Here is a 20983-nt window from a genome sequence, read left to right as displayed (position 1 = left end):
TCAGACCGGAGCCAGCAGGGCGCGGGTGGCGGCGGTCACGTCGGCCTGCCGCATCAGCGATTCGCCGACCAGGAAGCAGCGCGCCCCGACCTTCGCCATGCGGGCCAGATCGGCGGGGGTGTAGAGCCCGCTTTCCGCCACCAGCATGCGGTCGGCCGGAACGTTGGCCGCCAACTCCTCCGTCGTCGCGATGTCGACGGCGAGCGTCTTGAGGTTGCGGTTGTTGACGCCCAGCAGCGGAGTCTTCAGCAGCAGCGCGCGGTCCAGTTCGGCGCGGTCATGCACCTCGACCAGCACGTCCAGCCCCTGGGCGATGGCGGCGTCCTCGATCTCCGCCGCCTGGGCGTCCGACAGCGACGCCATGATGATGAGGATGCAGTCGGCGCCCAGTGCGCGGGCCTCGACGATCTGATAGGGATCGACCATGAAGTCCTTGCGCAGCACCGGCAGATCCACCGCGGCGCGGGCGGCCACCAGATACTCGTCCCTGCCCTGGAAATAGGGCTCGTCGGTCAGCACCGACAGGCAGCTCGCCCCGCCCTCGCGATAGGCGCGGGCGAGAGCCGGCGGGTCGAAGTCGGCACGGATCAGTCCCTTGGACGGGCTGGCCTTCTTGATCTCGGCGATCAGGCCATAGCGGCCGGCTTCCACTGCGGCGCCGAGTGCCCGGATGAAGCCGCGGGGCGGGTCGGTCTCGTTGGCGGCCCTGGCGGCGGCCTCCACCTCCGACAGCGGCCGGGCGGCCTTGCGGGCGGCGACCAGCGCGCGCTTGTCGTCGTTGATGCGGGTCAGAACGTCGCTCATCAGGCAATCGCCTCGTTGGTGATGGCGACCAGCCGGCGCAGGCGGTCGCGGGCGCCGCCGCTGTCGATGGCATCGGCGGCCAGCGCGACGCCGTCCTTCAACGTCGCGGCCTTGCCGGCCACCAGCAGGGCGGCGGCGGAATTCAGCAGGACGATGTCGCGGTAGGGGCTGCGCACCCCGTCGAACAGGGCATGGATCGCCTCGGCGTTGACCTGGGCGTCGCCGCCCTTCAGCTCTTCGATCCTGGCGCGGGCCAAGCCGGCGTCCTCCGGCGTCACCTCGAACACCGTGACCTCGCCGTCCTTCAACTGGGCGACGGTGGTCGGGCCGGTGGTGGTGATCTCGTCCAGCCCGTCGGAACCGTGGACGACCCAGGCCGCTTCGGAACCGAGTCGTTTCAGCACCTGGGCCAGCGGTTCCACCCACTGTTTGGAGAAGACTCCCAGCACCTGCCGCCTGGCGGTCGCCGGGTTGGCGAGCGGGCCCAGCAGGTTGAAGACGGTGCGGGTCCCGAGCTCGACCCGGGTCGGGCCGACGTTGCGCATGGCGAGATGATGGCGCGGCGCCATCAGGAAGGCGATCCCGGCGTCCCACAGCGCCTTGCGGACCAGTGCGAAGTCGCAGTCGAGGTTGACGCCGAGCGAGCCCAGCACGTCGGCGGCCCCGGATTTGGAAGAGATGGCGCGGTTGCCGTGCTTGGCGACCGGCACGCCGCAGGAGGACACCACCAAAGCCGCGGCGGTGGAGATGTTGTAGGTGCCGGCACCGTCGCCGCCGGTGCCGCAGGTGTCGATGGTGGCCGGGGGGGCCTCGACCGGGATCGCCTTGGCGCGCATGACCCGGGCGGCGCCGGTGATCTCGTCCACCGTTTCGCCGCGCACGCGCAACGCCATCAGGAAGCCGCCCATCTGCGACGGGGTGGCGTTGCCGGACATGATGATGTCGAAGGCGAAGCCGGCCTCGGCCTCGGTCAGGGCGGCGCCGGTGGCGACCTTGCCCAGGATGGCCTTCATGTCGGTCAGGTCGCCGCTCATGCCGCGTTCTCCAGACGGGGGCGGGTCAGGTCCAGGAAGTTCTGCAGGATCTTGTGGCCGTGCTCGCTCTCGATGCTTTCGGGGTGGAACTGCACGCCGTGGATCGGCAGTTCGCGGTGGGCCAGCGCCATGATCAGGCCGTCGGCGGTCTCGCCGGTCGCCTCCAGGCAGGCGGGCAGGCTGTCGCGCTCGACGATCAGCGAGTGGTAACGGGTGGCCCGGAACGGGCTGGGCAGGCCGGTCAGGACGCCGCGGCCCTGGTGCAGGATGTTGTCGACCTTGCCGTGCATGGGGACCGGCGCACGGATCACCCGGCCGCCGAAGGACTGGCCGATGGACTGGTGGCCCAGGCACACCCCCAACAGCGGCAGGCGGGCCTTGGCGGCGGCATCGATCAGGGGCAGGCAGATGCCGGCGCGGTCGGGATCGCAGGGGCCGGGGGACAGCACGATGCCGTCGGGGCGGAGCGCCATCGCCTCCTCCACCGTCAAGGCGTCGTTGCGGCGGACCTGCACGTCGGCGCCAAGCTCGCCCAGATAATGGACGAGGTTGTAGGTAAAGCTGTCGTAGTTATCGATGAGCAGCAGCATGCGCCTTCCGCCTTCCACCAGACCGTCCGGGCCGTTCCGGCCCTGTTCCAATGACCGACACCCTAGCCGCTGAGGGGGCGGATTTCCAGCTTCGGCGCAAATTCCGGCAGAGTGGGCTCAGGGCAGGGAGGGACCGGAGCAAGGAGCTTCCCTCAGCGGCAGTCGAGTTGCGGCGGGGTTTTCGGCACCTCCGGGACGGCGCCGCGGATGTCGGTTTCCAGCGTCAGGGTGCAGCGGCGGATCTGGCGGGGCAGGTCGGCGGCGAGCGTCGCCTGGGTGTCGCGGTAGCGGCAGACCAGGAAGACGTTTTCCCGACGGCCGCCGGTGAATTCCCAGACCTGGACGAGACTGCGGCCGCGCCGCGTCTCGCGGTCGGGGGCCAGGGTGGCGGGAGCGGCGGAGGCCATCTGGTCGGCGCGGTCGCCTTCGACCAGCGAGATGCCGACGAAGCCGTGACTGTCGCGGCCGGGGTAGGGCGACCAGCCGCCGGGCGCGTCGGGCTGCGCCTGGACCGTCAGGCTGGCCGGACATTGAAGCCCGCCGGCGGCATGCACGGAGGACCATGCGGCGGTCAGGAGACACGCTGCGGCAACGAGGATGGGGCGCATCGGGCGGGCTCCTGAGGGTGGCTTCACGGGATGGTTCGGCCGTCGATGGATGCGGGGCGCCCCACGGACTTTGTGCCGATTGGGCAATTGCGGTCGCAATGGCGGGGTGCCACTGTGCGCCGCCCCGGTCGCAGGATGGACATCGTCACCATGGCCCGCAAGGCGCCTTCCAAGGCCCGCAAATTTTCCCTTCCCCCGTTTCTGTCGAATCCCTTCGTCCTGGCCCTGGCCGCCGTCGCGGCGGTGTTCGCCGTGGCGATGGGGGTGGCGACGCTGACCGGCGGACGGTCCGGCGCCGGATCCGCCCAGCAGGCGCCCGTCCAGCAGGCCGCGGTCCAGCCATCGGCATCCTCGCCGTCGCCATCGGTGCCGGCGGCCAAGCCGGATGCCCCGGTGCCTGCTCAGCATACCGCAGACGGGGCGGAGCACGTCATCCCGGAAAAGCCGGCCCAGGCACAAGCCCAAGCCGAAGCGCGTCCGCCCGCCACCACCGTGGCGATGCTGCCGCCACCCGTTCCGCCGGCCCAGCCTCCGGTGCAGGCGCCGTCGGGCAACGCCGCGCTGTGGCGCAAGAACGCCCTGCCGACGGAAGTGCCGGCGGGCAAGCCGATCATCGCCATCGTCATCGACGACATGGGGCTGGACCGCAAGCGATCGGCCCGGATGGCCGGGCTGCACGGTCCGCTGACGCTGTCCTGGCTGCCCTATGCCCGCGACCTGTCGGCACAGTCGAAGGCGGCCCGCGCCAACGGGCATGAGCTGATGCTGCACATGCCGATGGAGCCCAGCGTGAAGGCGGATCCGGGCCCGAACGCCTTGCTGGTTTCGCTGGACAAGGGCGAAGTCGTGAAGCGGTTCCGCGCCGCGTTGGACAGTTTCGACGGCTATGTCGGGGTGAACAACCACATGGGCAGCCGCTTCACCGCCGATCGCGCGGCGCTGGCGCCGGTGCTGGCGGAGCTGCACCGCCGGGGATTGCTGTGGCTGGACAGCCGGACCACGCCCAACAGCGCCGGGATCGGGCTGGCGCAGGAGCTGAAGATGCCTTGGGTCGGCCGCGACATCTTCCTCGACAACCAGGAAACGGTGGCCGCGGTAAAGGCCCAGCTGGTCAAGACCGAGCAGGTGGCGAAGCGTCAGGGCTATGCGGTCGCCATCGGTCATCCCCATGATGCGACAATCGAAGCTCTGGCGTCCTGGCTGCCGGATGTGCGAAAGCGTGGCTTCGTTCTTGTCCCGGTCAGCGCGGTGGTGCGGACGCACCATGCCGGCGGCTGACCCCCTCTGTAAGGAAGCCCGTGGCGATGCCGGCAGTGATGACCGATGCGTACAAGGTCGAAGGGATGACCTGCGGCGGCTGCGCCCGCTCCGTTTCGAACGCGATCACCAAGGCGGCCCCCAATGCCGCGGTGACTGTCGATCTCGCCACCGGGACCGTCGTGATCGTCGGCGGCATCCCGGCCGAACTGGTGCAGCAGGCGGTGGAGGCGGCGGGATTCGACTTCGGCGGGCGGGCCGCCTGACGGCCGCTGCCTGATCACGGCCTTGTGCGGCGCAATAAAACCATTTCATCGATATGGATATTGCGGGATACTCGGGACGATGCGATCCGTTCCGTGAGGCTCCGATGCCGCTCTACACCTACCGCTGCAAGGCTTGCGGCCAAGGGTTCGAGACCCTGGTCCGTTCCGGCGAAACAGCGGTCTGCCCTTCCTGCGGCAGCGCCGATCTGACCCGCCAACTGTCGAACGTGGCGCCGGAGGGCAAGTCCGGCGCCATCGTCCAGTCGGCCCGCCGGCAGGCGGCGAAGGAGGGCCATTTCAGCAACTATTCGCGGTCGGAGCGGCCGAAGGGGCACGGGTAAGGGGTGGGGTGCGGCCTCAGGCCATCTCCGCCGCCCCGACCTCCGCCCCGAGGGTTGCCGCGATCCAGCTTTCGACGCGCTCGGCGGCCGTCTGCCAATCCTGTTCGAGCATCATCGCGTGGCCCATGCCCGGCATGAACACCGGCTTGGTGCCCAGCGCCATCGCGGTGGCGGCCACCTCGGCGCGCGGGAACAGCAGATCCTCCTCGGCCCCCATCACCAGCACCGGCATGTCGCGCGGCGGCAGCACGGGGAAAGGAATCCAGCCGCCGATGTCCAGCATGACGCGGCGCGATTCCTCCTGCAGGAAGCTCTCGTATTGCGCGGCCTCGGCGACCGGCATCTTGTCGGAGAACATGGCGCGACGGATGGCGTCCGGGTTGATCGCCTTTTCGCCGAAGGTCATCAGCATCGACATCTGCTGGAACACATAGGGCGACCGCCAGGCCAGCCCCATGGTGGAGGACAGCAGCCCATGGGGCGGAGCCGAGGCCATCAGCACGCCGCCTGGGAAACGGCGCTTCGCCAGCGCGCGCTGAACCACCATGCCGCCCATCGAATGGCCGATCAGCACCGGCGGCGCCGACAGGCGGCTTGCCGCTTCCAGCACGTCGTCCACGTAATCGGCGATGCCGAAATCATGCAGCCGGTCGCGCCCATCGCTGTTGCCATGGCCGCGCAGCGAGACGGCATGGGCCTCCCACCCGCGCTGGGCGAACCAGGGCAGGAACTTGGCATCCCAGATCCAGGCACCGCTGAAGGCACCATGAACGAACAGAAGCGGCGGCGCCTTCGGCGTGCCGGTCGGGTGGCGGCTGATGATTTCCAGGGTCGGCATCGGATCGCAGGTTGTGGTTTTGCTTTGCGATGAGCATGGTGGGCGAGGGGGCCCCTGTCCAGTTGCTGTCCCGGCAACCCTGATCCGCACCTCCGCATCCGAAGGAGGATTGCGCCGTTTGACGCCGCCGGTACGGTTTGCGACAGTCCGGACCCGCAACGCCAAACCGGAGATCGCCTGTGCCGAACCCGCCGGTCCTTGATCCGCCAGTCCTTGATCCGTCGGCCCTGACCGCCGAAACCGGAGCCACCGACTATCCGCAGCCCTTCCGGGCGCAGGTCGCCGGGCGACACCGGGTGGTGCTGGGCGATCCGCTGGGTTTGAGCAATTTCGGCGTCAACCTGACCCGGCTGGCGCCCGGCGCCTCGTCGGCCCTGCGCCACTGGCACAGCCGTCAGGACGAGTTCGTCTATGTGGTGGAGGGCGAGCTGACCCTGGTGACCGACGCCGGCGAGACGCTGCTGACCGCCGGGATGTGCGCCGGCTTCCCGCAGGGCGTGGCCGACGGGCACCGGCTGATCAACCGCAGCGACCGCCCGGCCAGCTATCTGGAGGTCGGCGACCGCAGTGCCGGCGACGAGATCGATTATTCCGACGAGGACATGGTGTGGCGCGACGGCGCCTATCACCATCGCGACGGAACGCCCTGGGAATGACGGTAGAGGGAATCACCGCCGATCTGACGCTGGTGCTGGGCGGCGCCCGCTCCGGCAAGAGCCGCTACGCCGAAGGGGTGGTGACGGCGCTCGGCGGACCGCGGGTCTACATCGCAACCTCCCGGATCTGGGATGCCGAGATGGCGGAGCGGGTGGCGAAGCACCGCGACGACCGCGGCCCGGACTGGACGACGGTGGAGGAGCCGCGCGATCTGACCGGCGTCCTGCGCCGTCATGCCGCCGGGGGCACCGGGGTCCTGGTCGATTGCCTGACGCTGTGGCTGACCAACCTGATGATGGCGGAGGCCGACATCGCGGCGGAGACCGCGGCGCTGGTGGAGCTTCTGCCGGCTCTGCCGGGTCGGGTGGTCCTGGTCTCCAACGAGGTCGGGCTTGGCATCGTCCCCGACAATGCGCTGGCGCGCCGCTTCCGCGACCATGCCGGCCGCCTGCATCAATCCATCGCGGCCGTGGCGCCGCGCGTCGTGCTGACCGTCGCCGGTCTGCCGATGTTCGTGAAAGGAACCTCCACATGACCGACGCCGATGACCTGAATCTTCGCCATGCCGAGAAGATGAAACGGCGCAAGGCGTTGCAGGAACGGGCGCTGGCCTCCAAGACGGTGGAGAAGGGCCTGCTGATGGTCCACACCGGCAAGGGCAAGGGCAAGTCGACCGCGGCCTTCGGCCTGATGATGCGCGCGGTCGGCCATGGCATGCGCGTCGGCATGGTGCAGTTCGTCAAGGGCGCCTGGTCCACCGGCGAGACGGTGGCGTTGGAGCGCTTCGACGATCTGGTCGATTTCCACACGATGGGCGAAGGCTTCACCTGGGCTATCCAGGACCGCGCCCGCGATATCGCCGCAGCTGAAGCCGCCTGGGCCAAGGCCAAGGAACTGATGGCCGACCCGCGCTATCGCCTGATCGTGCTGGACGAGCTGAACATCGTGCTGCGCATGGATTACTTGGCCCTGGACGAGGTGCTGGCGACGCTGACCGCCCGGCGGCCCGACCTGCATGTCTGCATCACCGGCCGCAACGCCAAGCCGGAACTGATCGCCGCCGCCGACCTCGTCACCGAGATGACGCTGGTCAAGCATCCGTTCGAGGCCGGGGTGAAGGCCCAGGCCGGCATCGAGTTCTAACGCCATGCCGGGACAGGCAAGGCGATCTGCGGCGATCATGCTGCAGGGCACCGGCTCCGACGTCGGCAAGTCGCTGCTGGTGGCCGGGCTGTGCCGGGCTTTGGTGCGGCGCGGCCTGACCGTCCGGCCATTCAAGCCGCAGAACATGTCCAACAATGCCGCGGTGACCGGCGACGGCGGCGAGATCGGCCGCGCCCAGGCCTTGCAGGCGCGGGCCTGCGGCGTGGCGCCCAGCGTCCACATGAACCCGGTGCTGCTGAAACCGCAGTCGGATATCGGAAGCCAGGTGGTGGTGCGCGGCGTCGTGGTCGGTACCGCGCGGGCCGCCGACTATCAGGCCCGCAAGCGCGAGCTGCTGGGCACCGTGCTGGACAGCTTCGAGCGGCTGCGGGCCGAGGCCGACATCGTGGTGGTGGAGGGGGCCGGCAGCCCGGCGGAGGTCAATCTGCGGGCCGGCGACATCGCCAATATGGGCTTCGCCACCGCGGCGGATGTCCCGGTCCTGCTGGTCGGCGACATCGACCGCGGCGGCGTGATCGCCAGTCTGGTGGGCACCCACGCACTTCTACCAAAATCTGAACAGGAGCGGATCAAGGGATTTCTCATCAACAAGTTCCGTGGCGATGTTCGCCTGTTCGATGAAGGGCTGCGGATCATCGAAAGCCACACCGGCTGGCGTGGATTCGGGGTCGTGCCCTGGCTGCACGAGGCGGCGACCCTGCCGGCGGAGGATGCGGTGGCGCTCGACCGGCCGCGGGATGCCGGCGACGGAGCGCTGCGCGTCGCGGTGCCGATGCTGTCGCGGATCGCCAACTTCGACGATTTCGATCCGCTGGCGCAGGAGCCGGGCGTCGCCCTGACCATGGTGAGTCCGGGGCAGCCGCTGCCGGGCGATTGCGATCTGGTGATCCTGCCCGGAACCAAGGCGACGATCGCCGACCTCGCCTTTCTGCGGGCGCAGGGCTGGGACGTCGACCTGCTGGCCCATTGGCGGCGCGGCGGCCGGGTGTTGGGCATCTGTGGCGGCTACCAGATGCTGGGCCGGCGCATCGCCGATCCCGACGGCATCGAGGGCCCGCCCGGCGAGGCCGCCGGGCTCGGGCTCCTGGATGTCGAGACGGTGCTGAAGGGGCCGAAGGTGCTGGAGGAAGCTCGTGGTACGGAGCGCCGCACCGGCGCGGCGGTGGCGGGCTACGAGATGCATATGGGCCGCACCGACGGGGCGGACCGGGCGCGGCCAATGCTGGAGCTTGCCGTCGGCGGGGCCGATGGGGCGGAATCGGCCGACGGGCGGGTGGCCGGCTGCTACCTGCACGGCCTGTTCACGGCAGACGGCTTCCGCGCGGCGTATCTGCGTGGGCTGGGGGCCGGCGGCTCCGAGCTGAGTTATGGGGTGGCCGTGGAACGGGCGCTGGATGGGGTCGCGGACCGGCTGGAGAACGTGGTGGACGTGGACGGCTTGCTTGCGATTGCGGAGGGATGAGTGTGGGTCGGAGTTCTACAAAAGTTAGACCCCCACCTTGATCCTCCCCCGCTGGGCGGGGGAGGAGACAAGTGGTGAGGCGGGAGAGCGGGCGACAGTTCCTCCCCCGCCCAGCGGGGGAGGATAGGTGGGGGGCTAACTGCGCAATCGCAGTTCCCCTCAAACCACCTCCCGCTCCACCGATAACGCGCGCGGCAGCTTGAAGACGATGTTCTCGGTCGCCGTGCGCAGTTCCTCCACCGTCACGTCGAAGCGGGCGCGGGCAGCCTCGATCACCTCCTCCACCAGAACTTCCGGTGCCGAGGCACCGGCGGTGATGCCGAGGCGGGCAACGCCGTCCAGGAGGGTCCAGTCGATGTCGGCGGCGCGCTGGACCAGTTGGGCGGCCGGGCAGCCATGGGTCTTCGCCACCTCGACCAGCCGCTTGGAGTTGGAGGAGTTCGGCGCGCCCAGCACCAGCAGCGCGTCCACCTTCGGCGCGATGGCCTTCACCGCCGCCTGGCGGTTGGTGGTGGCGTAGCAGATGTCTTCCTTCTTCGGCCCGGCGATGGCGGGGAAGCGGGACTGGAGGGCGGCGAGGATCTCCGTCGTCTCGTCGACCGACAGGGTGGTCTGAGTGGCGAAGGCGAGATTGTCGGGGTCGCTCACCTCCAGCGTCGCGACGTCGGCCACCGTCTCCACCAGCACCACGGCGCCCTCGGGGAGCTGTCCCATGGTGCCGATCACCTCGGGATGCCCGGCATGGCCGATCAGGACGATCTGGCGGCCGTCCTCGAAATGCCGCTCGGCCTCGCGGTGGACCTTGCTGACCAGCGGGCAGGTGGCGTCGAGGTAGAACAGGCCGCGGGCCTCCGCTGCCTGGGGAACCGACTTCGGCACGCCATGGGCGGAGAAGACCACCGGGCGGCCGTCCGGAACCTCGGTCAGTTCGTCGACGAAGATGGCGCCCTTGGCTTCGAGGCTTTCGACCACGAAACGGTTATGGACGATCTCGTGGCGGACATAGACCGGCGCCCCGAAGCGGTCGAGCGCCGTCTCGACGATCTGGATCGCCCGGTCCACCCCGGCGCAGAAGCCGCGCGGTGCCGCCAGGAGGATCGTCAAGGGCCGGATGGCCGGGAAAGAGGTCGTGGTCATATGCGCTGTTCCGCCCTTGCGTAGAAGACGTCGCCCTTAGGTGGTCCTGCGCCGGACGGTCACAAGGGATAGAACCGCCGCGCGGTCTTGTGCCGGTCAAGCTGGGACACTAAAGTCGTGGTCCAACAGCCCGTTAACCGATCAGGCCGAACCGATGGACCGCCGCGACCGTAATATAGGAACCCCCGCCCGGAAAAGCCCGCTGGCGTCCCGCTTCGGGATGGGCCGCCCTGCGCTGCTCGCGGCCGGGGCCGTTCTGGTGCTTTCCGGCTGTTCCGGCATGGGGCCGACCAGCCCGTCGGAAGCGGCGCTGGCCTGCCCGAAGGTCAACATCGTCCGCGACCTGCAGGAAGTGACGGTGTTCCGTCCCGGCGGCAAGGATCTGACCGATCTGGAGTCGCGCGCCGCCCTGACCGATTTCACCGGCAGCTGCGATTACACCAGCAGCGGCGTTACCGTGAACGTGAACGTCTATCTGGTGGCGGAACGCGGTCCGGCGCTTCAGGGCAGCACGGCCAAGTACCAGTATTTCGTCGCCCTGGCCCAGCCGGACGACACGCTGGTGTCGAAGGCCTATTTCGACACCGACGTGACCTTCGTCCCCGGCCAGCCGCGGGCCGGCACCCGCGAGGAACTGACGCCGAAGATCCCGCTGCCCAAGGATGCCAACGCCAAGGACTGGAAGATCTATCTGGGGTTCCAGCTGACACCGGAGCAGCTGACCTTCAATCGTACGCAGGTGAAGAAGTAAACGCGGCTGTTTATCGGTGCCGGAATGTTCCCTTCTCGACCGTCATTCCCGCAAAGGCGGGAATCCAGCCGCATCAACCGCTTGATCTGGATGCCTGGATCCCCGCCTTCGCGGGGATGATGGTTGAAGACGGGGCGGGTCAGCGCCGGATCCGCCAATTGACAAACTTGCCTGTTCGCGACAAGGTGCGTCGCATACACGCCGATGATCCCTCGCGGGAGAGATCGCCCGTGGAACCGACGGAAACGGCCGGATCCGCGGGCGGCGCCGAAGGAGCAACCGCCCCCGGAAACTCTCAGGCAAAAGGACCGCAAGGGGATAAGGCAACTCTGGAAAGCAGCCTCGGCGCTCATCCGCCGCGACTCACCGAAGGAGTAAACCGGGTGCCCGGCTCGACCGGACGGCGGTGAATCTCTCAGGTCCAAGACAGAGGGGGCAGCATCCCGCACCGATCCCGGCGCGGGCGCTGAAACCCTGTCGGAGGACCCGCGTGACTGAGGCCGCAACCGCTCTCAAGACCACCCCGCTGCACGCGCTCCATGTCGAGCTCGGCGCCCGCATGGTCCCCTTCGCCGGCTATGACATGCCGGTGCAGTATCCGCTGGGCATCCTGAAGGAGCACCAGCACACCCGCGAGAAGGCCGGGCTGTTCGACGTGTCCCACATGGGGCAGGTCCGCCTGACCGGCGCCGATCCGGCTGGCGCCCTGGAAACGCTGGTTCCCGGCGACATCAAGGGGCTGGCGCAGGGCCGCATGCGCTACACGCTGTTCCTGAACGAGCAGGGCGGCATCCTCGACGACCTGATGGTGACCAATGCCGGCGACCACCTGTTCCTGGTGGTGAATGCCGCCTGCAAGGACCAGGACGTCGCCCATCTGCGCGAGAAGCTGGCCGGCAAGGCCGAGGTGGAACTGCTGGACGATCTGGCGCTGATGGCGCTCCAGGGTCCGATGGCGGCCGAGGTGATGGCCCGCTTCGTGCCGGAAGCCGCCACCATGAAGTTCATGAGCTACCTGTCCGCCACCTTCAAGGGCGTACCGGTGATCCTGACCCGTTCCGGCTACACCGGCGAGGACGGTTACGAGATCTCCTGCGACAAGTCCGACGCCGAGATGATCGCGCGCGCCCTGCTGGGCGAATCGGAGGTCGAGGCGATCGGGCTGGGCGCCCGCGACTCGCTGCGGCTGGAGGCCGGGCTCTGCCTCTACGGCCACGACATCGACACCACCACCACGCCGGTGGACGGTGCCTTGGAATGGACCCTGCCGAAGCGCCGCCGCGCCGAGGGCGGTTTCCCCGGTTACGACATCATCCACCACCAGTTGACCGAGGGCGCCGCGCGCCGCCGCGTCGGCATCCAGCCGGATGGCCGCCAGCCGGCCCGCGAGCACACCGAGATCCAGGATGCCAACGGCACCGTGATCGGCGAGATCACCAGCGGCGGCTTCGGCCCCACCGCCGGCGCGCCGGTCGCCATGGGCTATGTCGACATCGCGAACTCGGCGGTCGGCACGCCGCTGACGCTGGTGGTGCGCGGCAAGCCGCTGCCCGCCCGCGTCGCCGCCACGCCCTTCGTGCCGCAACGCTATTACCGGGGTTGACGAAGCTGCACCTCTCTCGGCCGTCATCCCCGCGAAGGCGGGGATGACGGTTCCAAGAAGTCTTGAACTACCTGCCAACGAACATCTTCAGGAACAGGGAACCCTTCAGATGACCAAGAAATTCACCAAGGACCACGAGTGGGTTCAGGTCGACGGCGACGTCGCCACCGTCGGCGTCACCGATTTCGCCCAGAGCCAGCTGGGCGATGTGGTGTTCGTCGAGCTGCCCGAGGCCGGCCGCGTGCTGGAGCAGGGCAAGGAAGCCGCCGTCGTGGAGTCGGTGAAGGCCGCCAGCGATGTCTACGCCCCGGTTTCCGGCACGGTGGTCGAAGCCAACCAGTCCCTGGTGGACGACCCTTCGATGGTCAACAGCGCGGCCGAGACCGAAGGCTGGTTCTTCAAGATCCAGTTGAAGGACACCTCGGAACTGGATGGCCTGATGGACGAAGCGGCCTACAAGGCCTTCGTTGAGGAAGCCCACTGACATGCGTTACCTGCCCCTGACCGAGGCCGACCGGCAGTCCATGCTGGAGGCCGTCCGCGCAACATCGGTCGAAGACCTGTTCCGCGATGTTCCAGAGGCGGCCCGGCTGGCCGGCCCGATCGGGGGCTTGCCCAACCATATGGGTGAGCTCGAGGTCGAACGGCTGCTCGGCTCCATGGCGGCGAAGAACGTGCCGGCGGGGTCGGTGCCGAGCTTCCTCGGCGCCGGCGCCTACCGCCACCATGTTCCGGCCACCGTCGACCATCTGGTCCAGCGCGGCGAGTTCCTGACCGCCTACACGCCGTATCAGCCGGAGGTGAGCCAGGGCACGCTGCAGGTCCTGTTCGAATTCCAGACCCAGGTCGCGCTGCTGACCGGCATGGATGTGGCGAACGCCTCGATGTATGACGGCGCCACCTCCTGTGCCGAGGCGGTGATGATGGCCAACCGCATCACCCGGCGGAAGAAGGCGATCCTGTCCGGCGGCCTGCACCCGCATTACCGCGACGTGACCACCACCGATGCCCGCTTCATCGGCTTCGAGGCTGTCGCTCTCCCGGCCGCCCCGACCGGCGGCGAGGATTTGCTGGCGCTGGTCGACGACAAGACCGCCTGCGTCGTCGTGCAGAATCCGGACGTGTTCGGCCATGTCCGCGACTACACCGATCTCGCCGCCGCCTGCCAGGCCAAGGGCGCGCTGCTGATCGTCGTGGTGACGGAAGCGCTGTCGCTGGGGCTGCTGACGCCGCCGGGCGACATGGGCGCCGACATCGTCGCGGCGGAAGGCCAGTCCTTCGGCAACGCCCTGAACTTCGGCGGCCCCTATGTCGGGCTGTTCGCGGTGAAGGACAAATATGTCCGCCAGATGCCGGGCCGCCTGTGTGGCGAGACGGTGGATGCCGACGGTCGCCGCGGCTTCGTGCTGACGCTCTCCACCCGCGAGCAGCACATCCGCCGCGAGAAGGCGACGTCAAACATCTGCACCAACTCCGGCCTGTGCGCGCTGGCCTTCTCGATCCATGTCAGCCTGCTGGGCGAGGCGGGGATCACGCAGCTGGCCCAGCTGAACCATGCCAAGGCGGTCCAGATGGCCGACAAGCTGGCGGCGGTTCCGGGTGTCGAGGTGCTGAACGACGGTTTCTTCAACGAGTTCACCGTCAAGCTGCCGAAGCCGGCCGCCGCGGTGGTCGAGGAGCTCGCCAAGCGCCGCATCCTCGGCGGCGTGCCGGTGTCGCGCCTCTATCCGGGCGAAATGGAAGATCTGCTGCTGGTCGCCGTCACCGAGACCAACACCGATGCCGACATGGACGCCTTCGCCGCCGCGCTCACTGAAATTCTTGAATCCGGGGCTCTGGCATGAGCATGAACAACCAGGGCCGTCCGTCGGCCATTCCGGCCGGTGCCGCCTCGTTCGACGGCGTGACCGGCACCGTCACCGGCAACCGCGGCCTGCAGATCGAAGAGCCGCTGATCTTCGAACAGGACAGCGCCGGCCGCACCGGCGTCGACCTGCCGGAGGCGCCGAAGGTGGCGTCCCGCCTGGGTGCGGTGAAGCCGCGCGCCAAGGTCGGTCTGCCCGGCCTCGCCGAGCCGCAGGTGGTCCGCCACTACACCCGCCTGTCGCAGAAGAACTACGCTATCGACAGCGGATTCTATCCGCTGGGCTCCTGCACGATGAAGCACAACCCGCGCCTGAACGAGAAGATGGCGCGGCTTCCGGGCTTCTCCGACGTGCATCCGATGCAGCCGGTCAGCACCGTGCAGGGTGCCTTGGAGCTGATGGACCAGCTGGCCTATTGGCTGAAGACGCTGACCGGCATGGCCGCCGTGACGCTGGCGCCCGCCGCCGGTGCCCATGGCGAGATGTGCGGCATCATGGCGATCCGCGCCGCGCATGAGGCGAAGGGCGATAGCGGCCGCACCAAGATCCTGGTGCCGGAAAGTGCCCACGGCACCAACCCGGCGACCGCCGCCGCCTGCGGCTACAGCGTCGACGCCATCCCGGCGACCGCCGATGGCCGCGTCGATCTGGACGCGCTGAAGGCCAAGCTCGGTCCCGACGTGGCCGGGCTGATGCTGACCAATCCCAACACCTGCGGCCTGTTCGAACGCGACATCATCGCGATCGCCGAGGCGGTCCATGCGGCCGGCGGCTATTTCTACTGCGACGGCGCCAACTTCAACGCCATCGTCGGGCGGGTGCGTCCGGCCGACCTCGGCATCGACGTCATGCACATCAACCTGCACAAGACCTTCTCCACCCCGCATGGCGGCGGCGGTCCGGGGTCGGGGCCGGTGGTGTTCGCGGAGTCGCTGGCGCCCTACATCCCGGTGCCCTACGTCACCCACGGAGCGAACGGCTTCGCGCTGGTCGAGACCGTCGGCGACGGCCAAGCCTTCGGCCGCATGAAGGCCTTCCACGGCCAGATGGGCATGTTCGTCCGCGCGCTGTCCTACATGCTGAGCCACGGCGCCGACGGGCTGTGGCAGGCGTCGGGCGATGCGGTGCTGAACGCCAACTATGTCATGGCGCGGCTGGAGGACGTGATGACGGCCTCCTTCGAGGGGCCGTGCATGCACGAGTGCCTGTTCGACGACCGGTTCCTGAAGGGGACGGGGGTCACCACGCTCGACATGGCGAAGGCGCTGATCGACGAGGGTTTCCACCCGATGACCATGTATTTCCCGCTGGTCGTCCACGGTGCCCTGCTGATCGAGCCGACCGAGACGGAAAGCAAGGCCAGCCTCGACCAGTTCGTCGACGCGCTGCGTGCGCTGGCCGAGCGGGCGAAGTCGGGTGACGTCGCCTACTTCCAGGCGGCTCCGCGCCTGACGCCGCGGCGGCGTCTCGACGAGACGGCCGCGGCCCGCAAGCCTGTCCTGCGCTGGACCCCGCCGGTGCCGGCGGAGGCTCTGGCGGCGGAGTAGAAGCGCCCTCTCCCGTCCCGGGAGAGGGCGTGGAGCCGACGGCCGCAGGCCGGACGAGCGCCGAAAGGCGATCGTAGGCGGAATGCAGTCGCGAGGCTTGCGAGCGACTTCGGAGCCCAAGCGCAGCTTGGGAAGGGTGAGGGGTGGTTCAAGAATAGAGCGCTTCGATTCTTGAACCACCCCTCACCCGGCCGCTTCGCGGCCACCCTCTCCCGGGGCGGGAGAGGGAGATCTCATCGCTTACTTGTCGGTCTTGCCCACGTATTTGTCGGCCTTCTTCTGATCCTCGGCGGCCTCGCGGGCCATTTCCTCGCCGATCTTGGGATCGATGCTTTTGGCTTCCTCGATCAGGTCGCGCGCCTTGCGGGGGTCGCCGCCGGCGGCCTTGTCCAGGGCCTGCTCGGCCAGGTCATGGGCCTTCTTGTGTTCGGGGCTGTCTTCGTGGCGGGTGGCCATGGGGCGTTCTCCTGTGGCTTGGGCATTGAGAAACCGGACGTTGTCCAACAGGAGCCGCCGGCAGGGGTTCCGCTCTCCGCACTGCACAAAAAATTTTTGGAAGCGAGGGAATAGGGAAGTCGGTCCGCCCGTTTGTGTGGCTGTCCGGTGGCGAACGGCCACCCAGCAACAGGGCACGCGAACTCCCCATGAGCAACCCGAAGAACTCGATCCGGCGCGCAGCCATCGCCGCCGCACTGCTGGCCGTGACCGCCGGCCACGCGTCCTTCTGGTCATGGCGCAATGCGCCGACGCCGGTGGAGGCGGAGCCCGGCCGCATCGAATCGGTGTCCTACTCGCCGTCCGGCCGCAACTACGACCCCAACCACCAGCCGGTGGTGCCGCGCAAGGACATCGAGAAGGACATGGCCGCCATCGTCGGCTTCGCCGACGGCGTCCGCACCTACTCGACGCTGGGCTCGCAGGGCGAGGTGCCGGAGATCGCGGTGTCCAAGGGGCTGGACGTCACGCTCGGCATCTGGCTGAGCAAGGACAAGGCCCGCAACGAGCGGGAGGTGCTGCACGGCATCGCGCTCGCCAAGGAATTCCGCGGCATCAAGCGCATCGTCGTCGGCAACGAGACGCTGCTGCGCGCCGAACTGACCGATGCCGAACTGGCCTCCTACATCAAGCGGGTGCGCGCCGCCGTTCCGGCCAACATCAAGGTCGGCACCGCCGATGTCTGGTCGGAGATGGTCAAGGCCGACGCCACGGTGAAGGCATCGGACTTCATGGGCGTCCACGTCCTGCCTTATTGGGAAGGCGTTCCGGTTTCCGACGCGCTGACCTGGATCCGCGACCGGCTCGACACCGTGCGCAAGTCCCATCCGGGCAAGCCGCTGTTCGTCGGCGAGGTCGGCTGGCCGTCGGGCGGCGAGAACTTCCACGACGCCTATCCGACGCCGGAGGCCCAGGCCGCCGTCGTCCGCGGCTTCGCGGCGGAAGCCAACGCCCTCGGCATCCATTACAACGTCGTCGAGGCCTTCGACGGCATCTGGAAGTCGACCATCGAAGGCTCGCCCGGCCCGACCTGGGGCGTGCTGGATGCCGACCGCCAGCCGAAATGGTCGATGACCGGTGCCGTCGCCGCCCCCTACGGCGAGCGTGTCGCTGCCGGCATCGCCGTGGCCGTCGGCCTCGCCCTGTCGGCCTTCGCCGTCTTCCGCCGCCGGACCAACGCCGGCTTCGCGCTCGCCGCTTCGCTCGGCGCCAACATCATCGGCTTTGCCATCGGTTCGGCCGTCGCCGGCGCCTATTCCGAATATCTGACCTTCGGTGCCGTCACCACCTGGGGCTCCGCCTTCGCGCTGGGCACCCTGATGATGAGCGTCGCCTTCGCCGATCTGGTGGATGTCGCCCGCCGGCTGCTGACCGGCCGCGCCCCGGCGCTGCTGCCGCATGCCGTGCCCAGCGTCGACCACAAGCCGATGGTCTCCATCCACGTCGCCGCCTGCCGCGAGCAGCCGGACGTGCTGAACGCCACGCTGGCCTCGCTGTCGCGGCTCGACTACCCGAACTACGAGGTCGTCGTCCTGATCAACAACACCGAGGAGGAGCATCTGGTTCGCCCGGTGGAGGAGATGTGCCGGGCGCTGGGGCCGAAGTTCAAGTTCCACTGGTACAAGAAGATCTCCGGCTTCAAGGCCGGCGCCCTGAACGCCGCGCTGCGCCATACCGATCCGGCCGCCGAGATCGTCGCCGTGCTGGACGCCGACTACACCGTGTCGCCCGACTGGCTGTCGAAGCTGGCCCCGACCTTCGCCGATCCGTCGGTCGGCATCGTCCAGGCTCCGCAGGAACACCGCGACGGCCACGAGACGGCGCTGAAATCCGCCATGACCGCCGAATACCGTCCCTTCTTCGACGTCGGCATGCAGGAGGGCGTGTCGAGCCAAGCCTTCATTTGCCACGGCACGATGATCATGCTGCGCCGGTCGGCGATGGATCAGGTCGGCGGCTGGTCGGAAGCCGGCATCTGCGAGGACACCGAGCTTGGCCTGCGCATCCTGTCGGCCGGCTACCGCGCCGCCTACACCGACGAGCGTCTCGGCGCCGGCCTGGCCCCGGACAACTTCATGCAGTTCCGCAAGCAGCGCGACCGCTGGGTGTTCGGTTCGACCCAGATCGTCCGCGCCCATTGGAAGAAGTTCCTGCCGGGTGCGGCCGAACTGAGCGCGCGGCAGAAGCTGGGCTACGTCACCAACTGGATCCGCTGGTGGTCCGACGCCGTCGGCCTGTTCGCCGCCGCCGCCGCCGTGGTCTGGACCTTCGCCTCGCTGGTTCTGCCGCTGCACCTGCCGCCGGTGGCCGCCACCGCCGCCGTGCTGGGCGCCCTGGTCCTGCGTGCCGGTTCCAGCCTGCTGGCCTCGCGCTACGCCTCCGGCAACAGCTGGAAGGAGAGCCTGGGCGCCTGCGCCGTCGGCATGGCGCTGTCCACCACGGTCGCCCTGGCCGTCGTCCGCGGCCTGTTCCGCAGCCAAGATGCCTTCCGGGTGACCGCCAAGGGCGGCAAACGCACCGCCGGCCGCTTCTGCGCCAAGCCGGAAGCCTGGCTCTCCGCCGCCCTGGTCGCCTCGGCCGCCACCGCCGCCCTGGTCAATCCGCTGGGCACCCTGTCGCTGGAGCTGTGGTCGGTGCTGCTCGCCGCCATGGCGGTGCCGAACCTGATGGCCGTCGCCTTCGGCATCGGTGACATGCTGCCGGTCCGCGAGGCCAAGCCGGCGCCGGCTCCCGCCGCTCAGCAGGCCAACCAAGCCGGTCAGGAGCAGGGGGCGAACCGTCCGGTCGCCGCGTAAGGTCTCATTTCCCCATCTGCGACACCGGCCCCTTTCCCGCCTGCCCGGCGGGGGAGGGGCCGACTTTTTTGGGGGTGGTATCGCTTTTCCCACCAAGGTGAAACTTGTCGGCAACAGCGGTTCGTGCCTACCATCGGCGGCTCAAACGGACAAAGACGCGCGAGCCAACGCGCCAGCCATCCTTCGAGGGAGAACGCCATGCACGTCGTCAAAGCGTCCGACCAATTCCCGCCTTCGCTGCTGTCGGGCGACAACCGGGTCCGACTGGAGAGCTGGCTGGCCACGCAGGCCGGCGCATCCCGTGTCACGGTGACGGAGGATGGCCGGCTCGGCGGCGGTGCGATCTCCCTGAACCTTGCGGTGACGCTGGACATCGTCGGCGGACCGCTGGCCGGCCGCCATGCCTGCGTGCTGCGGGCCGAGGGCGGCGGGCGGATCTCCGCCAGCATCGGCAAGCTGCGGGAATTCGTGGTGCTGCGCGCCGCCTTCGCCGCCGGGGTGATGGCGCCGGAGCCGCTGATCGCCTGCGACGACCCGGCGGTGCTGGGTCATGACTTCTACATCATGCGCCGGGTTGAAGGGCTGGGTGCCGGCCATGCGGTGACCCGCTCGGAAGCGGCCCAGCCGGAGCTGGCGCGCGAGCTTGGCCGGCAGCTCGGCCTGCTGCATCGGATCACGCCGGAGACCGAGGGGCTCGACCGGCTGGGCGACGCGCCGGACTGCCCGGCGCAGGAAACGCTGGCGCAGTACCGCCGCTGGTTCGGCGACCTGGCGCGCCGCGATCCGGTGATCGCCTGGGGGCTGCGCTGGATGGAGGTCAACGCGCCGCTGCCGGGGGCGGTGGTGCTGTGCCATCGCGACTTCCGCACCGGCAATTATCTGGTCAAGGACGGGGCGCTGGCCGCGATCCTGGATTGGGAGTTCGCCGGCTTCAGCGATCCGATGGAGGATCTCGGCTGGTTCTGTGCCCGCTCCTGGCGCTTCCGCCGGCTCGACCGCGAGGCGGGCGGCATCGCCGACCGGGCGGACTTCTATGCCGGCTATGAGGAGACTTCGGGCCGCCGCGTCGATCCGGCGCGCGTCGCCTATTGGGAGACGGCAGCCTATCTGCGCTGGGCGGCCATCGCGGTGGAGCAGGGGCTGCGCCACAGCTCCGACGCCGAGCCTTCGCTGGAACTGGCGCTGACCGGACGGATGCTGCCGGAGATCGAGATGGACATGCTGCGCCATCTCCGCGCCATCGGCGGCATGGCAGCGGCCGGCATGGCGCCTGGCGCCGTGGAGAAGGTGGCCTGATGCGCGCCAATCCCGACGCCCGCGGGCTGCTGCAGATCGCCGCCTCCACCTTCCGCAGCGACGTTCTTCCCCATGTGGCGCCAGAGGCGCGTTTCGCCGCGCTGATGGTCGCCAATGCGCTCGACATCGCCGAGCGGGAGTTCAAGGGGCTGGACGCCGCCGGCCATTCCATGCTGGACGCCCTCGCCCTGCTCTACGGCGAGGACGCCGACGACGCGCTGTCCGGCGACGAGCTGCGCCGGCGGGTGGAGGCGCTGCAGCACAGGCTCTGCATCGAGATCGCCGCCGGCGACTTCGACCAGGACGGCCAGGACGTATTGATGGATTCGCTCGAAGCCATCGTAGAGGCGCGGCTGGGGATCTCGAACCCGAAGGCGCTGGGACAGCAGTAGGCTGGGTTCGGGTCGACACTGCATCCCGCATGCGTGGGGCGCAGTGCCGCCCAGCCTGCGCTCGACAGACGGGGGCGTTAC

22 protein-coding genes and 1 riboswitch are annotated in these 20983 nt (G+C 68.9%); of the genes, 15 read left to right on the top strand and 7 right to left on the bottom strand.

Going from position 1 to position 20983, the window contains the following annotated elements; genetic code table 11:
- The 4 genes from trpC to JHL17_RS01830 all read right to left on the bottom strand — a co-directional run bounded on the left by trpC (window position 1) and on the right by JHL17_RS01830 (window position 3036).
- Window positions 1–804, bottom strand: a complete 804-nt coding sequence (trpC, locus tag JHL17_RS01845) for an indole-3-glycerol phosphate synthase TrpC (RefSeq protein WP_200190351.1) — start codon at window positions 802–804, stop codon at window positions 1–3.
- Window positions 804–1838 (bottom strand): anthranilate phosphoribosyltransferase, encoded by a 1035-nt coding sequence (gene trpD, locus JHL17_RS01840; RefSeq protein WP_200190350.1) that lies wholly within the window; start codon window positions 1836–1838, stop codon window positions 804–806. Before trpD ends, trpC begins: the two co-directional genes overlap by 1 nt.
- The gene (locus JHL17_RS01835; RefSeq protein WP_200190349.1) at window positions 1835–2428 is read right to left on the bottom strand and encodes an anthranilate synthase component II; all 594 of its coding nucleotides are present in this window, start codon (window positions 2426–2428) and stop codon (window positions 1835–1837) included. Before JHL17_RS01835 ends, trpD begins: the two co-directional genes overlap by 4 nt.
- Before the next feature lie 152 nt (window positions 2429–2580).
- Window positions 2581–3036 carry an STY0301 family protein gene (locus JHL17_RS01830; protein WP_200190348.1) on the bottom strand — a complete coding sequence of 152 codons (456 nt, stop codon included), beginning with the start codon at window positions 3034–3036 and terminating at the stop codon, window positions 2581–2583.
- Between the two features lie 135 nt (window positions 3037–3171).
- On the opposite strand from JHL17_RS01830, the gene JHL17_RS01825 reads away from it, so the two are divergent.
- The 3 genes from JHL17_RS01825 to JHL17_RS01815 all read left to right on the top strand — a co-directional run bounded on the left by JHL17_RS01825 (window position 3172) and on the right by JHL17_RS01815 (window position 4900).
- Complete coding sequence (locus JHL17_RS01825) at window positions 3172–4314, top strand: divergent polysaccharide deacetylase family protein (protein ID WP_247893258.1); 1143 nt, start codon at window positions 3172–3174, stop codon at window positions 4312–4314.
- 26 nt (window positions 4315–4340) lie between these two features.
- Window positions 4341–4559 carry a heavy-metal-associated domain-containing protein gene (locus tag JHL17_RS01820; RefSeq protein WP_345773736.1) on the top strand — a complete coding sequence of 73 codons (219 nt, stop codon included), beginning with the start codon at window positions 4341–4343 and terminating at the stop codon, window positions 4557–4559.
- Between the two features lie 104 nt (window positions 4560–4663).
- A complete protein-coding gene (locus JHL17_RS01815) occupies window positions 4664–4900 on the top strand; it encodes an FmdB family zinc ribbon protein (protein ID WP_200190347.1) in 237 nt (78 codons plus the stop codon).
- A gap of 16 nt (window positions 4901–4916) precedes the next feature.
- Here JHL17_RS01815 and JHL17_RS01810 read toward each other — a convergent pair whose 3' ends face one another.
- Window positions 4917–5738 (bottom strand): alpha/beta hydrolase, encoded by an 822-nt coding sequence (locus JHL17_RS01810; protein WP_200190346.1) that lies wholly within the window; start codon window positions 5736–5738, stop codon window positions 4917–4919.
- 179 nt (window positions 5739–5917) lie between these two features.
- Here JHL17_RS01810 and JHL17_RS01805 point away from each other — a divergent pair, with 179 nt between their 5' ends.
- Genes JHL17_RS01805 through JHL17_RS01790 form a run of 4 tightly spaced genes read left to right on the top strand, consistent with a single transcriptional unit; the run spans window position 5918 to window position 9021 of the window.
- A complete protein-coding gene (locus JHL17_RS01805) occupies window positions 5918–6394 on the top strand; it encodes a cupin domain-containing protein (RefSeq protein WP_200190345.1) in 477 nt (158 codons plus the stop codon).
- On the top strand, window positions 6391–6930 hold the full coding sequence (gene cobU, locus JHL17_RS01800) for a bifunctional adenosylcobinamide kinase/adenosylcobinamide-phosphate guanylyltransferase (RefSeq protein WP_200190344.1): 540 nt from the start codon (window positions 6391–6393) through the stop codon (window positions 6928–6930). The genes JHL17_RS01805 and cobU overlap by 4 nt, the downstream gene beginning before the upstream one ends.
- A complete protein-coding gene (gene cobO / locus JHL17_RS01795; RefSeq protein ID WP_200190343.1) occupies window positions 6927–7538 on the top strand; it encodes a cob(I)yrinic acid a,c-diamide adenosyltransferase in 612 nt (203 codons plus the stop codon). The genes cobU and cobO overlap by 4 nt, the downstream gene beginning before the upstream one ends.
- Window positions 7539–7575: 37 nt before the next feature.
- A complete protein-coding gene (locus JHL17_RS01790; protein WP_247893257.1) occupies window positions 7576–9021 on the top strand; it encodes a cobyric acid synthase in 1446 nt (481 codons plus the stop codon).
- Window positions 9022–9180: 159 nt separating this feature from the next.
- Here the strand turns inward: JHL17_RS01790 and ispH are convergent, their stop codons facing one another.
- Window positions 9181–10158 (bottom strand): 4-hydroxy-3-methylbut-2-enyl diphosphate reductase, encoded by a 978-nt coding sequence (gene ispH, locus JHL17_RS01785; RefSeq protein ID WP_200190341.1) that lies wholly within the window; start codon window positions 10156–10158, stop codon window positions 9181–9183.
- A 220-nt stretch (window positions 10159–10378) separates the two neighbouring features.
- Here ispH and JHL17_RS01780 point away from each other — a divergent pair, with 220 nt between their 5' ends.
- The 5 genes from JHL17_RS01780 to gcvPB all read left to right on the top strand — a co-directional run bounded on the left by JHL17_RS01780 (window position 10379) and on the right by gcvPB (window position 15924).
- Window positions 10379–10909 (top strand): lipoprotein, encoded by a 531-nt coding sequence (locus JHL17_RS01780; RefSeq protein ID WP_200190340.1) that lies wholly within the window; start codon window positions 10379–10381, stop codon window positions 10907–10909.
- A 205-nt stretch (window positions 10910–11114) separates the two neighbouring features.
- Window positions 11115–11230, top strand: a riboswitch (glycine riboswitch).
- A gap of 169 nt (window positions 11231–11399) precedes the next feature.
- Window positions 11400–12512 carry a glycine cleavage system aminomethyltransferase GcvT gene (gcvT, locus tag JHL17_RS01775; RefSeq protein WP_200190339.1) on the top strand — a complete coding sequence of 371 codons (1113 nt, stop codon included), beginning with the start codon at window positions 11400–11402 and terminating at the stop codon, window positions 12510–12512.
- Between the two features lie 109 nt (window positions 12513–12621).
- Entirely contained in the window at window positions 12622–12996 is a 375-nt protein-coding gene (gene gcvH / locus JHL17_RS01770; protein WP_200190338.1) for a glycine cleavage system protein GcvH, read from the top strand.
- 1 nt (window position 12997) lies between these two features.
- Window positions 12998–14356, top strand: coding sequence for an aminomethyl-transferring glycine dehydrogenase subunit GcvPA (gene gcvPA / locus JHL17_RS01765; protein WP_200190337.1), 1359 nt, complete (start codon window positions 12998–13000; stop codon window positions 14354–14356).
- Window positions 14353–15924 (top strand): aminomethyl-transferring glycine dehydrogenase subunit GcvPB, encoded by a 1572-nt coding sequence (gcvPB, locus tag JHL17_RS01760; protein ID WP_200190336.1) that lies wholly within the window; start codon window positions 14353–14355, stop codon window positions 15922–15924. The genes gcvPA and gcvPB overlap by 4 nt, the downstream gene beginning before the upstream one ends.
- 240 nt (window positions 15925–16164) lie before the next feature.
- Here gcvPB and JHL17_RS01755 read toward each other — a convergent pair whose 3' ends face one another.
- Window positions 16165–16380 carry a hypothetical protein gene (locus JHL17_RS01755; protein WP_200190335.1) on the bottom strand — a complete coding sequence of 72 codons (216 nt, stop codon included), beginning with the start codon at window positions 16378–16380 and terminating at the stop codon, window positions 16165–16167.
- 188 nt (window positions 16381–16568) lie between these two features.
- On the opposite strand from JHL17_RS01755, the gene JHL17_RS01750 reads away from it, so the two are divergent.
- The 3 genes from JHL17_RS01750 (at window position 16569) to JHL17_RS01740 (ending at window position 20902) form a co-directional block, all read left to right on the top strand.
- Window positions 16569–19214, top strand: coding sequence for a glycosyltransferase (locus JHL17_RS01750; protein ID WP_200190334.1), 2646 nt, complete (start codon window positions 16569–16571; stop codon window positions 19212–19214).
- A 198-nt stretch (window positions 19215–19412) separates the two neighbouring features.
- Window positions 19413–20510: a phosphotransferase family protein gene (locus tag JHL17_RS01745; protein ID WP_200190333.1), complete on the top strand. Its 1098-nt coding sequence runs from the start codon at window positions 19413–19415 to the stop codon at window positions 20508–20510.
- Entirely contained in the window at window positions 20510–20902 is a 393-nt protein-coding gene (locus JHL17_RS01740; RefSeq protein ID WP_200190332.1) for a DUF6285 domain-containing protein, read from the top strand. Before JHL17_RS01745 ends, JHL17_RS01740 begins: the two co-directional genes overlap by 1 nt.
- Window positions 20903–20983: the final 81 nt, after the last annotated feature.

Origin of the sequence: Azospirillum endophyticum, assembly GCF_016595245.1 — a bacterium.
Lineage (GTDB): Bacteria > Pseudomonadota > Alphaproteobacteria > Azospirillales > Azospirillaceae > Azospirillum > Azospirillum endophyticum.
Note: the sequence above shows the minus strand (reverse complement) of the source record. Positions and strands in the feature narration are given on the sequence as shown.